General features: G+C 74.5%; 9 protein-coding genes and 5 tRNA genes. 8 read left to right on the forward strand and 6 right to left on the reverse strand.

Going from position 1 to position 12,618, the window contains the following annotated elements:
• The first annotated feature begins 135 nt into the window (after nucleotides 1–135).
• From cobT to ACIA8F_RS25380, 3 genes are all read left to right on the forward strand, one after another.
• Complete coding sequence (gene cobT, locus ACIA8F_RS25370; RefSeq protein ID WP_399382084.1) at nucleotides 136–3,531, forward strand: nicotinate-nucleotide--dimethylbenzimidazole phosphoribosyltransferase; 3,396 nt, start codon at nucleotides 136–138, stop codon at nucleotides 3,529–3,531.
• A 389-nt stretch (nucleotides 3,532–3,920) separates the two neighbouring features.
• The gene (gene cobA / locus ACIA8F_RS25375) at nucleotides 3,921–5,132 is read left to right on the forward strand and encodes a uroporphyrinogen-III C-methyltransferase (RefSeq protein WP_399382085.1); all 1,212 of its coding nucleotides are present in this window, start codon (nucleotides 3,921–3,923) and stop codon (nucleotides 5,130–5,132) included.
• A gap of 67 nt (nucleotides 5,133–5,199) precedes the next feature.
• Entirely contained in the window at nucleotides 5,200–6,012 is an 813-nt protein-coding gene (locus tag ACIA8F_RS25380; protein WP_399382086.1) for a TrmH family RNA methyltransferase, read from the forward strand.
• Between the two features lie 62 nt (nucleotides 6,013–6,074).
• Here the strand turns inward: ACIA8F_RS25380 and ACIA8F_RS25385 are convergent, their stop codons facing one another.
• Entirely contained in the window at nucleotides 6,075–7,307 is a 1,233-nt protein-coding gene (locus ACIA8F_RS25385; protein ID WP_399382087.1) for a serine/threonine-protein kinase, read from the reverse strand.
• A 552-nt stretch (nucleotides 7,308–7,859) separates the two neighbouring features.
• Here ACIA8F_RS25385 and ACIA8F_RS25390 point away from each other — a divergent pair.
• The 3 genes from ACIA8F_RS25390 (at nucleotide 7,860) to ACIA8F_RS25400 (ending at nucleotide 9,886) form a co-directional block, all read left to right on the forward strand.
• Entirely contained in the window at nucleotides 7,860–8,045 is a 186-nt protein-coding gene (locus ACIA8F_RS25390) for a hypothetical protein (protein WP_266876567.1), read from the forward strand.
• Between the two features lie 381 nt (nucleotides 8,046–8,426).
• Nucleotides 8,427–9,506 carry a phosphotransferase family protein gene (locus tag ACIA8F_RS25395; RefSeq protein ID WP_399382247.1) on the forward strand — a complete coding sequence of 360 codons (1,080 nt, stop codon included), beginning with the start codon at nucleotides 8,427–8,429 and terminating at the stop codon, nucleotides 9,504–9,506.
• 65 nt (nucleotides 9,507–9,571) lie between these two features.
• The gene (locus ACIA8F_RS25400) at nucleotides 9,572–9,886 is read left to right on the forward strand and encodes a zf-TFIIB domain-containing protein (protein WP_383954988.1); all 315 of its coding nucleotides are present in this window, start codon (nucleotides 9,572–9,574) and stop codon (nucleotides 9,884–9,886) included.
• A gap of 53 nt (nucleotides 9,887–9,939) precedes the next feature.
• Here the strand turns inward: ACIA8F_RS25400 and ACIA8F_RS25405 are convergent.
• From ACIA8F_RS25405 to ACIA8F_RS25425, 5 genes are all read right to left on the reverse strand, one after another.
• Nucleotides 9,940–10,014 (reverse strand) — tRNA-Val (locus ACIA8F_RS25405).
• 54 nt (nucleotides 10,015–10,068) lie between these two features.
• Nucleotides 10,069–10,140 (reverse strand) — tRNA-Val (locus tag ACIA8F_RS25410).
• A 19-nt stretch (nucleotides 10,141–10,159) separates the two neighbouring features.
• A tRNA-Val gene (locus tag ACIA8F_RS25415) sits at nucleotides 10,160–10,231 on the reverse strand.
• Nucleotide 10,232: 1 nt separating this feature from the next.
• Nucleotides 10,233–10,306, reverse strand: a tRNA-Cys gene (locus ACIA8F_RS25420).
• A gap of 45 nt (nucleotides 10,307–10,351) precedes the next feature.
• Nucleotides 10,352–10,424: transfer RNA gene (locus ACIA8F_RS25425), tRNA-Gly, on the reverse strand.
• Between the two features lie 180 nt (nucleotides 10,425–10,604).
• Here ACIA8F_RS25425 and ACIA8F_RS25430 point away from each other — a divergent pair.
• Together ACIA8F_RS25430 and ACIA8F_RS25435 are read left to right on the forward strand one after the other, a co-directional pair.
• On the forward strand, nucleotides 10,605–11,744 hold the full coding sequence (locus tag ACIA8F_RS25430; protein WP_399382089.1) for a chorismate-binding protein: 1,140 nt from the start codon (nucleotides 10,605–10,607) through the stop codon (nucleotides 11,742–11,744).
• Nucleotides 11,741–12,568, forward strand: coding sequence for an aminotransferase class IV (locus ACIA8F_RS25435; RefSeq protein ID WP_399382091.1), 828 nt, complete (start codon nucleotides 11,741–11,743; stop codon nucleotides 12,566–12,568). Before ACIA8F_RS25430 ends, ACIA8F_RS25435 begins: the two co-directional genes overlap by 4 nt.
• Nucleotides 12,569–12,618: the final 50 nt, after the last annotated feature.

Here is a 12,618-nt window from a genome sequence, read left to right on the forward strand (position 1 = left end):
GAGGACCGTGGCGGTTATGGCCGACACGGTGGCGAACGGGCAGGACAATACTTACTGGTTGTCGTGCGGGCGTACGTGAGGCCTCGTGGGCGACCGGGCAGTCGAAGAGGCAACACCGATGGGCGAGGGGTACGCATGACTGACACCGGCCAGGTTCCGGGCGAGGGTCTCCCGGACAGCACGGGCATGGTGGATCAGCAGGGCGTCCCCGCCCCGGTTCCCCCGTCCTCCCCGGCGACCGGGAGCTACGCCTTCCAGGACCTCGTGGACCACCCGGCCGGGCCGGAGGACGAGGAACTGCTGCTGATGCCGAGCAGCCAGGGCGCGTGGAGCGACCCCCAGGTCGTCCCGCCGGTGCCCGCCTTCTCGGAGTTCCCCGAGCCCTCCGCCTACGCGGACGGCCCCTACGCCGACTTCGCGGGGGCCCCGGAGTACCAGCAGCCCCACCCGGGCCGGCTCCCGGCCCCGGAGGCGCCGCTCGGCTACGAGACCGCCGGCTACCCGCAGCAGTCCTTCGGCGGGCAGCAGTTCGGGGAGCAGCCGCTCGACGGACAGCCGTTCGACGGGCAGCAGTTCACCGGGCAGCCGTCCTTCCCCGACACCTCGTTCCCCGACGCCTCCTACGCGGACGCCTCCTACGGCGGAGCCGGTGCGCACGAGGCCGGCGGCCGGGATTCCGGTTCGCTCGACCTCAGCGGCCTCGTGGCCCCGCAGGCCACGGCCCAGTCGCAGCCCCCGTCCCCGGCGGCTCCCGCCGCCCCGGCGCCGGTGCGGCGCCCGCTGCACATGGGTCCGCCCGTGCCCGAGGCCACCGGCGGAGTCGTACGGTCCCTCGCGGACCGGGGCCCTGCCGCGGCTCCGGCGCCCGCCCCGGCCCCGCTGCAGGCCCCGGCCGCGCAGGCCGCGCCCGTGCCGGTCCCGGCCGCCGCCGTGCCCGCTTCCCCGGCCGCCCCCGAGCCCGTGCCCGCCCCGGACCACGGCACCCCCGACCACGGCACCCCGGCGATGCAGGTCCCGATGCGCCAGTCCGGGCCGCCGACCACGGGGCCCGAGTACCTGGACTTCACGCAGGCCGGGGCCGAGCAGGTCCAGGTCCAGGCGCAGCAGCCCGTGGAGATCCCGGTGCAGGCCGGGACGCCGTGGGGCGTGGAGCCGGCTCCGGAAGCCCCCGTGGAGCCCGTCGCCGAGCCGCTTGCCGAGCCGGTGGCCGCGGTGGAGCCCGCTGCCGAGGCCGCGGCCGAGCCTGCTGCGGAGCCTGCCGCGGAACCGCAGGCCGGGCCCGTCGCCTTCGCCGGGCCCGAGCAGGTCCTCGTACCGGAGCCCGAGTCCGTGCCCGTGGCGGAGCCCGCGGCCGAGCCCGTGTCCGCCGCCGTGGCCGTCGAGGTCGCCGAGCCGGTCCTCGCGGAGCCCGCGCCGGAGCCCGTGGCCGAGCCCGTCGCCTTCGCGGAGCCCGAGGCCGCCGCCCCGGCGGAAGCCGGTCCCGTGGCGGCTCCGGAGCCTGCGGCCGAGGCGGCCGTTGCCCCCGCCGCCGAGCCGGAGCCCGAGCCGGCCCTGGAAGCCGGGCAGGAGCAGGCGCCGCAGTCCGCAGAAACGGTGGTCCACACCGAGGAGCCGGAGCCCCTGCCCGAGCCCGCCCCCGTCTCCGCCGAGGTCCCCGAGTCCGAGCCGGCCGCCGTCGAGCAGGGCGACGTACCGCCGGCCGCCGGAGAGGCCCCCGAGGCCGGATCCGAGCCGCAGCCCGAGCCGGCGGCCGAGCCGGACACGGAGCCGCAGGCCACCGTCACCGAGGCCCCGGTCACCGAGGCGGCCCCCGGGTACGCCGACGCCGAGCGCGAGGCCGTCCTGCGCGTCATGCGCGAGCGCCGCGACATCCGCAAGGGCTTCCGCCGCGACCCCATCCCGCACGAGGTGCTGCTGCGCGTCCTGGAAGCGGCCCACACCGCCCCCAGCGTCGGCCACTCCCAGCCCTGGGACTTCGTCGTCATCAAGTCCGCGGAGACCCGCCGGACGATGCACGAGCTCGCCGAGCGCCAGCGCGAGGCCTACGCGAAGTCGCTGCCCAAGGGCCGTGCCAAGCAGTTCAAGGAACTCAAGATCGAGGCCATCCTCGACACTCCGGTGAACATCGTGGTCACCGCCGACCCCACCCGTGGCGGCCGCCACACCCTGGGCCGGCACACCCAGCCGCAGATGGCCCCGTACTCCTCGGCTCTCGCCGTGGAGAACCTCTGGCTCGCGGCGCGCGCCGAAGGCCTCGGGGTCGGCTGGGTCAGCTTCTTCGACGAGCGCGAGATGGTCCGCGAGCTCGGCCTCCCCGAACACCTGGAGGTCGTCGCGTACCTGTGCGTCGGCTACGTGGACGAGTTCCCCGACGAGCCCGAGCTCGCGCAGGCCGGCTGGTCGCAGCGGCGGCCCCTCGCCTGGGTCGTGCACGAGGAGACGTACGGGCGCCGCGCGCTGCCCGGCGAGGAGCCCCACGACCTGCTCTCCGAGACGGTCGCCAGCATCCGCCCGCTCGACGCGAAGGCGCTCGGCGAGGCGTGGGAGCGGCAGAAGCGCATGACCAAGCCCGCCGGGGCCCTGGGCATGCTCGAAATCATCTCGGCCCAGCTGTCCGGCCTCTCGCGGGTCTGCCCGCCGCCGATCCCGGAGCCCGCCGCGGTCGCGATCTTCGCCGGCGACCACGGCGTGCACGCCCAGGGGGTCACCCCGTGGCCCCAGGAGGTCACTATGCAGATGGTGGCCAACTTCCTGGGCGGCGGCGCGGTGTGCAACGCGTTCGCCAACCAGGTGGGCGCCGAGGTCTGCGTGATCGACGTGGGCGTCGCCGGGGACCTCCCGGCCACGCCGGGGCTGCTCCCGCGCAAGGTCCGCCCGGGCACGGCCGACCTGTCGGTCGGCCCCGCGATGACCCGCGAGGAGGCGGTCGCCGCCATCGAGGTCGGCATCGAGACGGCCCGCGACCTGGTCGCGGCGGGCAACAAGGCCCTCCTGACGGGCGAGATGGGCATCGCCAACACCACGGTGTCCGCGGCCCTGATCTCGGTCTTCACCGGGGTGGACCCGGGCGAGGTCACCGGCAGGGGCACCGGCATCAACGACGAGACGCACGCCCGCAAGGTCGAGGTCGTCCGCCGCGCCCTGGAACTCCACCAGCCGGACCCGGCGGACCCGATCGGCGTCCTGGCGGCCGTCGGCGGCCTGGAGCACGCGGCCATCGTGGGCCTCCTCCTCGGCGGAGCCTCCCTGCGGACCCCGGTGATCCTGGACGGCGTCAGCGCGGGCGCGGCGGCGCTGGTGGCCCGGGCGATCGCTCCGGAGTCGCTGTCCGCGTGCATCGCGGGACACCGCAGCGCGGAGCCGGGCCACGTGGCCGCCCTCAACAAGCTCGGCCTGCGCCCCCTGGTCGACCTGGACCTGCGCCTCGGCGAGGGCACGGGCGCGCTGCTGGCGCTGCCGCTGGTGCAGAGCGCTGCGCGGGCGATGCACGAGGTGGCGACCTTCGACTCGGCGGGCGTCACGGAGAAGTAGGGCTCGCTCGCACCCCATTCAGCCCCTCCGGCATTTGAAGAGCGGGGGTCCGGGAGCGGAGCCCCCGGTCTCGGGAAGGGGCGGGGCGGGGTAGAGCCCCGCCGGGCCGGGGCGCGCAGTGTTGGCCCCGCGCCCGCGCAGCCACCCCGTCGGGAGCCCGCGCCGGAACGGGCTCGGCGGGGTGATCATGGGGCGGACCCCCCTGGCCTGCGGCGGAGCCGGGAGTGGGCCGGGTCACGGCCCGGCCAGGGCAAAGGCCCCCGAGGCGACCGCCGCGCGGGCGGGTCGTATCGTGGACCCCGGACGGGCCACCGCACGTCACCGCCCGATCAGCCGCTCCAGCGACGCAGCGGCCCGCCGTCACCGCCGCATCAGGAGCCGCAACCGCCATGGGACACCCCGCCTACCCCGTCGGTCTCCGTCTCACGGGCCGCCGCGTCGTCGTGATCGGCGGTGGCCAGGTCGCCCAGCGCCGGCTGCCCTCGCTCATCGCGGCCGGCGCCGACATCGTCCTCGTCTCTCCCTCCGCGACCCCCTCCGTGGACGCCATGGCGGAGACCGGCGAGATCCGCTGGGAGCGCCGCCGCTACGAGGACGGCGACCTGGCCGGCGCCTGGTACGCCCTTGTGGCCACCCGGGACCGGGCCGCCAACGACACCGCCTCCGCCGAGGCCGAGCGCGAGCGGATCTGGTGCGTCCGGGCCGACGACGCCGAGGCCGCGAGCGCCTGGACCCCGGCCACCGGCCGGGTGGACGGCGTCACCGTGGCCGTACTGAGCGGCAACGACCCCCGCCGCTCCGCCGCCGTCCGCGACGCGGTCGTCGAGGGGCTCAGGGACGGCTCCCTGACCGCGGCCCGCCCGCACACCCCGGGCGTGTCCCTCGTCGGCGGCGGACCCGGCGACCCGGACCTGATCACGGTCCGCGGCCGCCGCCTCCTCGCCGAGGCCGACGTGGTCATCGCGGACCGGCTCGGCCCCCGCGACCTCCTGGACGAGCTTCCGCCGCACGTCGAGGTCATCGACGCGGCGAAGATCCCGTACGGCCGTTTCATGGCCCAGGAGGCCATCAACGAGGCTCTCATCACCCACGCCAAGGCCGGCAAGGCGGTGGTCCGGCTCAAGGGCGGGGATCCGTACGTCTTCGGCCGCGGCATGGAGGAGCTCCAGGCCCTCGCCGAGGCCGGCATCCCCTGCACCGTCGTGCCGGGAATCTCCAGCTCCATCTCCGTGCCCGGCGCGGCCGGCATCCCGGTCACCCATCGGGGCGTGGCCCACGAGTTCACGGTGGTCAGCGGCCACGTCGGCCCCGACGACCCGCGCTCCCTGGTGGACTGGGCCTCGCTGGCCAAGCTCACCGGAACCCTGGTCATCCTCATGGGCGTCGACAAGATCGGCCTGATCGCCGAGGCGCTGGTCCGCCACGGCCGCTCCGCCGACACCGCCGTCGCCGTAGTCCAGGAGGGCACCACCGCCTCCCAGCGCCGGGTGGACGCCACCCTGGCTACGGTCGGCGAGACCGTGAAGGCCCAGGAGGTCAGGCCGCCCGCCGTCATCGTCATCGGCGACGTCGTGAAGGTCCACCGGCCCGCCGCCGAGTGACACCCCGGCAGTCCCGCAACCCCGCAGAGCCGTTGGCACCGCACCCAGGACAAGGCAGTATCACCCTGTGGCTGATCTCATCACCGTCGAGGACCCCGACGACCCGCGCCTGCGCGACTACACGGGCCTGACCGACGTAGAACTCCGGCGCAGGCGCGAGCCCGCGGAAGGTCTCTTCATCGCCGAAGGCGAGAAGGTGATCAGACGCGCGAAGGACGCCGGATACGAGATGCGCTCGATGCTGCTCTCCGCGAAGTGGGTCGACGTCATGCGCGACGTCATCGACGAGCTCCCGGCCCCGGTGTACGCCGTCAGCCCGGAGCTCGCCGAACGCGTCACCGGCTACCACGTGCACCGCGGCGCCCTCGCCTCCATGCAGCGCAAGCCGCTGCCCACGGCGGAGGAGCTGCTCGCCACCACCCGGCGCGTGGTCATCATGGAAGCGGTCAACGACCACACCAACATCGGCGCCATCTTCCGCAGCGCGGCCGCCCTCGGCATGGACGCCGTCCTGCTTTCGCCCGACTGCGCGGACCCGCTGTACCGGCGCTCCGTCAAGGTCTCCATGGGCGCGGTGTTCTCGGTGCCGTACGCCCGCCTGGAGGCCTGGCCCAAGGGCCTGGACTCGGTCCGCGAGGCCGGCTTCAAGCTGCTGGCGCTCACCCCGCACCAGAAGGCCTCGCCGATCGACGAGGCCGCCCCGCAGACGCTGGACCGGGTCGCGCTGATGCTCGGCGCGGAGGGGGACGGACTGTCGACCCAGGCGCTGGTCGCCGCCGACGAGTGGGTGCGGATCCCCATGGCGCACGGAGTGGACTCGCTGAACGTGGGCGCGGCCGCGGCCGTCGCCTTCTACGCGGTGGCCAGCGGCCGACCGTAGGGCAAGGGGTGTGTCCTGCCGGTCAGGCCCCGCCGGCCCGCCCTGATCGGCAGGACACCCACCTAGAGCTTCTGGGCCAGCGCGATGCCCAGCGCCACCAGCAGCGTCACCACGACGAAGACGATCAGGCGCTGGCGCATCAGCCGGGGGTCCGGCCGCGACGGCCGCCGCCCGGTGCCCGTCGTCCGGGGAGCCGGGCGGCCGCCCGTGCGTCCGGCCGTGGAGCCGGGTCCCCGCGAGCCGGTGCCGCGGGGCGAGGAGGGACGGGAGTCCGGTCCGCCGCGCTGCCCCTGGCCCGGCGCCTTCCCCTGGCCCGCTCCGGTTCCGGTTCCGGCACGTCCAGGGACCGGGGTGCCGGCGCTACGACGCTCCGTGCGCTGGTCGGCGTACCCCTCGATGTACTCCTCGGGCAGCCGCCCCGTCGGCCGCTCGGTGCGTGCCCGCTGGGCCGGCGGGCGGCTGTCGCCCATTCCGTGCGCCTCGCGGGCCGCGATCTCCTTGAGCCGCATCGACAGCTGGAGCGTGGTCGGCCGCTCGTCGGGGTCCTTGGCCAGGCAGGCCCGTACGAGGGGTGCGAGCGCGTCCGGAACACCCTGGAGGTGGGGCTCCTCGTGCACCACCCGGTACAGCATGACCTCGGAACTGCCGTGCCCGAAGGGCGAGTCGGCGGTGGCCGCGTAGGCGAGGGTGGCGCCGAGGGAGAAGACGTCCGTGGCGGGGGTGACGGCCGCGCCGCGCACCTGCTCGGGCGCCAGGAAGCCGGGGGAGCCGACGGCCGTTCCCACGTGCGTGAGGGTGCTGGCCCCGGTGGCCCAGGCGATCCCGAAGTCGATGATGCGCGGGCCCTTGGGCGACAGCAGGATGTTCGAGGGCTTGAGGTCGCGGTGGACCACCCCTGCCTCGTGGACGGCGACCAGTCCCTCGGAGAGCGCGGCGCCGATGGCGGCGATGGCCGCGGCCGTCAGGGGTCCCTCCTCGGCCACCTTGTCGTGCAGGGAGGGGCCGGGCACGTACTGCGTGGCGAACCAGGGGCGCTCCGCCTCCAGGTCCGCGGCGACCAGGCGCGCGGTGCACCCGCCGCGGATCCGCCGGGCGGCGGAGACCTCGCGGGCGAAGCGCGAGCGGAACTCCTGGTCCTCGGCCAGGTCCGGCCGGATCACCTTGAGCGCGACGCGCTGTCCGCGCCGGTCGGAGCCCAGATAGACGACGCCCATGCCGCCGGCGCCGAGGCGCCGGTGCAGCCTGAACGAGCCGACGACACGCGGGTCCTCGCGCCGGAGCCGCATCATCGCCATGTCCACCCCGCTGACCGGTCGTCCTGTTGACGTGGCACAGCTTACGGACCATCCGGCATGCGCGCTCAGAGGCCGCGCCCTCGCCGGGAGATTCGATTGTCAGTACGGGGCAGTCCACTTGGGGATTCGCCGGACCACCGGTAGGACGCATGTACGGAGCGGGGCGGTTCGGCCAAGGAGCGCCCGGGTCAAGGGAATTGGGGTACGGGCCGGGGTGGCGGGGGAGCGGTGGCCGCGGGGCCGGACGGGCCCCGTCAGTTGATCTTGGGGCTGCCTGGTCGGAGGCCGGACGTGTGCGGTGAGTGACGGAAGTGAGCGAAGTCACTACGCTCCGGTCATCCCCTCCGGGAAGACCCTCAGGGCGGGGGGCGGGTCTCCACCCAGGGGAGTACGCGTGAGGTGGGCTCCTCATCCTCCTGGAGGCCAGGCAATGGGTACGAAGGCATGAGTACAGAAGCCTTTCCCGCACCTAGTGTTGAAGACAAGCGGCGGGTGGAGCACTCGTCCCCCGAGGTCACAAACCCGCCGCTGCCAAACGACAGGGAGAGGACCATGGCGGACATCGCACGGCAGGGACGCAAGGCATTCGCGTTCAACAGCCATGAGTCCGGTCGTCGCCACCCACTGGTGGCCGCGGCCATGGTGCTCCCCCTGGCCGCCCTCCTGCTCTTCCTCTTCGGAGGCTTCGACCAGGTGGTGGCACAGGCGTCGTCCGTAAGCGTGATGCTGGGGCGCTGAGCGGCGCCCCGGGCCCAGGAGAGCGGCCTGGGCCGGGACTGTCACCGGCCGAACCCCGTGGGGACGGGGGAGCGGCCGACGGACGGCAGGTGAAGGGTGCTGCGCGTACGGCTGGGGAGCCGGACGCGCAGCACCCTTTTTCATGCCCGCGCCACCCCTCTTCACGCGCCCCTCGCGCCGCTCGGCGCCAGGGCGCCTCCCGGGCTTCGGGCCGCCGCGCCGGACTCCGTCCGTAGGTGGTCGGCGGTGCCGGTCCGGCGGTGGCCGGGCTTGCCCGTCCGGCGGTACCGCCCCTGCCGCGCCCGCCCGTGCTGCGTACGCTCGTCCCGAGGAGCACCCGCCCGGGGTGCGGAGCGCGGGGAGAGCCGAGGCGTGGTGGCGCTGGAGCGGGTGAGCGCGGCCGAGCTCGCCGCGTACGCGGGCGCGGCGGAGTACGTGCTGCTCGCGGACCGCGACGACGGCACCGTGGTCCGCTGCGGGGACGTCGTGGCCAAGGCGCACGCGGGCGACAGCGACCCCGACGCCCTGGCGGTACGGATCCGCGTGGCCGGTGACCCCGCGCTGGCCGGGGTCCTGCTGCCCCCGCTGCGCGCCGGACTCGGCCTGGTCGGCTCCCGGCCCGTCTCGCTGTGGCCCTACGGTGCTCCGGTCGCCCCGGACCGGCCCGAGGAGGCCCCCTGGGAGCCGGCCGCGGAGCTCCTGGCCGCCCTCCACCGGACCCCGCTCCACCACCTCCCGTACCCGCTCCCCCCGATGCGCGGCCCGGCGAAGCTCGCCCGCGCCCTGCACCGCCTCGACGCGGCGCACCCGCCCGGGGCCCGCGTCCGCACGACCGCCGCTCAGGACCACCCATCGGGGCCCGCTCCGTCGGCGGCCGGCGAGGGGCCCGCGGAACGGCCGTCCGCGGGCGGCGCCTCGGGACGGACGGCCGCCCGGATCCCCGGCCGGCCGGCCGGAGACGTGGACCCCGAGGCCGCGCGGATGGCCTGGCTCGTACGGGCCGCCGCGGCCACCCTCCCCGGGTGGGCCAGGGGGGAGGGTCCGCCGCCCTCCGGCGGGGCGCTCTGCCACGGCGACCTGCACCTCGGGCAGCTGGTCCGCGGCCCGGCCGGGGGCTGGCGGCTGATCGACGTGGACGACCTGGGACTGGGCACGCCCGCCTGGGACCTCGCCCGGCCCGCGGCCTGGTACGCCGCGGGGCTGCTGGACGGCGGGACCTGGCTGCGCTTCCTCGACACCTACCGGGCCGCGGGCGGCCCCGCCGCCGGTCCCGCCGGGAGCGACCCCTGGCCGGAACTCGACCTCGCGGCCCGCGCGCTCACCGTCCAGACGGCCGCGCTGGCCCTCGCCAAGGCCGCCCGCGAGCGGCGCCGACTCGACGACGTGGAGCGGCTGATGGTGGAGGCCTGTGCCCGAATTGCCTCCCTCCCGCCCGACTTGGAGCCGAAGGCTCCGTCGTAGGGTGAGCCGAACGCCACCGGGTACGCATCCGGTGTCGACGCGAACGGCGAGGAGTTGATCCGGTCATGCAGTGTCCGAAGTGTCACGCGATGATGCACACCTACAACCGCAACGGTGTCCAGATAGAGCAGTGCAGCGGCTGCCGCGGCATCTTCCTGGACTACGGCGAGCTGGAGGCGCTGACCCGCCTGGAGTCCCAGTACACCTCGCAGTACGGCCAGGTCCCGCCCCCGGCGGCCCCGCCGGCGCCCGCCCCGTACCCGCAGCAGCACGCGGCCCCCGCGCCCGCCTGGGGCGCCCCGCAGCACGGCGGCTACGGACACGGCCACGGTCACGGCCACCGCAAGGGCGGCTTCGGCCGGATGCTCTTCTCCTCCTGAGGCCGCACACGCGAAAGCCCCGGCCGTGGGAACGGCCGGGGCTTCCGGAATGCTGGTGCGCGATACTGGGATTGAACCAGTGACCTCTTCCGTGTCAGGGAAGCGCTCTCCCGCTGAGCTAATCGCGCGGGGCCACGTTCACGGTGCGAGCACCGCAGGTGGCAGGTGTGAAGCGTACTGCGTGCGCGATACTGGGATTGAACCAGTGACCTCTTCCGTGTCAGGGAAGCGCTCTCCCGCTGAGCTAATCGCGCGGGGATCCTTGCGGACCAGTGGACGATACTGGGATTGAACCAGTGACCTCTTCCGTGTCAGGGAAGCGCTCTCCCGCTGAGCTAATCGTCCTTGGAGGTGGAGACGGGATTTGAACCCGTGTAGACGGCTTTGCAGGCCGTTGCCTCGCCTCTCGGCCACTCCACCATGGAGCAAGCAGGGGGTCCTCGGGAAGATGATCCCCCACCTTTGAGCGGACGACGAGACTCGAACTCGCGACATCCACCTTGGCAAGGTGGTGCTCTACCAACTGAGCTACGTCCGCAGGTCGCCGTGTTCGCTCCGGGGTGTTCCCCCTTCGCTCCCTGGCGACGTGTTGAACTCTAGCGGATTCCCGGGCCAGCTCAAAAACGCGTTTCCGCAGCGTGCTGCCGCCCGATCACCGCCGGTCACCCGGCGGACGCCTCACCGGCGCCGGGGCGTCACCGGTCATAGACTCGCAGCCGTGCACGACCTGCCTCCCCTCGCCCGCTTCGGCGGCCTTCTCGCGACCGATCTCCGAGATGTCACCAGTGATCCCGCCGCTCTGGACTCCACCGGCTTCTGGGCGGTGACGGCCGATTTCGAAGGCCGTCTCGTCTGCGCGCGCTTCGGGGACATACGCCCCGATCCGGTGCCGGCACCCGTCCCCGGGGCCTGGCGCGGCCCCGACGCCGACGAGTGGACCTCCTCCCTCGGCCGCGCCGCGTACACCGCGGGCGTACGCCGCATCCGCGAGCACATCGAGGCGGGGGAGGTCTACCAGGCCAACCTCTGCCGCGTGATGTCCGCGCCGCTCCCCGATCCGGCGGGCGCCGATGTGGACGCCCTCACCGCCCTGCTCGCGCGCGGCAACCCGGCTCCGTACGCAGGAACGATTCGGCTTCCGGCTCACGGCGTCGAGATCGCCACCGCGTCCCCCGAGCTCTACCTGCGCCGCACCGGCCGCCGCGTCGAGTCCGGCCCGATCAAGGGCACCGGCCGCACCGCCGCCGATCTGCTGCCCAAGGACCACGCCGAGAACGTGATGATCGTGGACCTCGTGCGCAACGACCTCGGCCGGGTCTGCGCCACCGGCTCCGTGACCGTCCCCGAGCTGTGCGCGCTCGAGGAGCACCCGGGCCTCGTCCACCTCGTCTCCACCGTCGCCGGAGAACTCGCCGAGGACGCCGGCTGGCCCGAGCTGCTCGCCGCGACCTTCCCGCCCGGCTCCGTCACCGGAGCCCCCAAATCCTCGGCCCTGCGGATCATCGAGGCCCTGGAGACCGCCCCGCGCGGCCCCTACTGCGGAGGCATCGGCTGGGTCGACGCCGACCGGGGCACGGCCGAGCTCGCCGTCGGCATCCGGACCTTCTGGATCGACCGCACCGCCCCCGGCGGTCCCCGGCTGCTCTTCGGAACCGGCGCCGGGATCACCTGGGGCTCCGACCCCGACCGGGAGTGGGCGGAGACCGAGTTGAAGGCCGCCCGGCTGCTGCGGGTAGCGTCGGGAGCCGTCGGTGCGGATGCGACGGGCGTGACAGGTGTGATCGGAGCGCCCGGTACGTCCGGCACGGCGGGTACGACGGAACAGCAGACGGACGAAAGCGGGAGGACCGTACGGTGAGGATCTGGCTCGACGGAGCACTGCGGGACGCCGACGAAGCGAAGGTGTCCGTGTTCGACCACGGTCTCACCGTCGGCGACGGGGTCTTCGAGACGCTCAAGGCGGAGCACGGGACGGCCTTCGGGTTCACCCGGCACCTGGAGCGGCTGACCCGCTCCGCCCGGGGGCTCGGCCTTCCGGACCCGGACCCGGAGGAGGTGCGCCGCGCCTGCGCCGCCGTCCTGGAGGCCAACCCGGTGCCGCTCGGCCGGCTGCGCGTCACCTACACCGGCGGCGTCTCCCCGCTCGGCTCCGACCGCGGCGAGGCCGGCCCGACGCTGATCGTCGCGCTGGCCGGGACCACCCGCCGCCCCGACACCACCGCCGTGGTCACGGTGCCGTGGGTCCGCAACGAGCGCTCCGCCGTGGTGGGCCTGAAGACCACCTCGTACGCCGAGAACGTGGTCGCGCTCGCCGCCGCCCACCGGGCCGGTGCCTCCGAGGCCCTCTTCGCCAACACCGTCGGGCGGCTCTGCGAGGGCACCGGCTCCAACGTGTTCGTCGTCCTCGACGGACAGCTGCACACCCCGCCCGTGGCCTCCGGCTGCCTCGCGGGCATCACCCGGGCCCTCGTCGCCGAATGGTGCGGGGCCAAGGAGACCGACCTGCCCTTCGAAGCGCTGGAGCAGGCGGAAGAGGTCTTCCTGACCTCGTCCCTGCGCGACGTCCAGGCCGTCGTACGGATCGACGGGCGCGAGCTGGGCTCCGCCCCCGGTCCCGTCACGGCCGAGGCCATGCGGATCTTCGACGCCCGCTCCGCCGAGGACACCGACCCCCGCCCCTGACCGGGACCGTACGCATCCTCCGCGCACAAATCCCCTGTGCTTCGGGCCGC

This window comes from Streptomyces sp. NPDC051563 (assembly GCF_044454225.1).
GTDB lineage: Bacteria > Actinomycetota > Actinomycetes > Streptomycetales > Streptomycetaceae > Streptomyces.

What these genes read in the sequence shown, in the direction of transcription:
- cobA (WP_399382085.1), top strand. Translation starts at nt 3,921, where the DNA reads ATGGGACACCCCGCCTACCCCGTCGGTCTCCGTCTCACGGGCCGCCGC.
- ACIA8F_RS25390 (WP_266876567.1), top strand. Translation starts at nt 7,860, where the DNA reads ATGGCGGACATCGCACGGCAGGGACGCAAGGCATTCGCGTTCAACAGC.
- cobT (WP_399382084.1), top strand. Translation starts at nt 136, where the DNA reads ATGACTGACACCGGCCAGGTTCCGGGCGAGGGTCTCCCGGACAGCACG.
- ACIA8F_RS25400 (WP_383954988.1), top strand. Translation starts at nt 9,572, where the DNA reads ATGCAGTGTCCGAAGTGTCACGCGATGATGCACACCTACAACCGCAAC.
- ACIA8F_RS25385 (WP_399382087.1), bottom strand. Translation starts at nt 7,307, where the DNA reads ATGGCGATGATGCGGCTCCGGCGCGAGGACCCGCGTGTCGTCGGCTCG.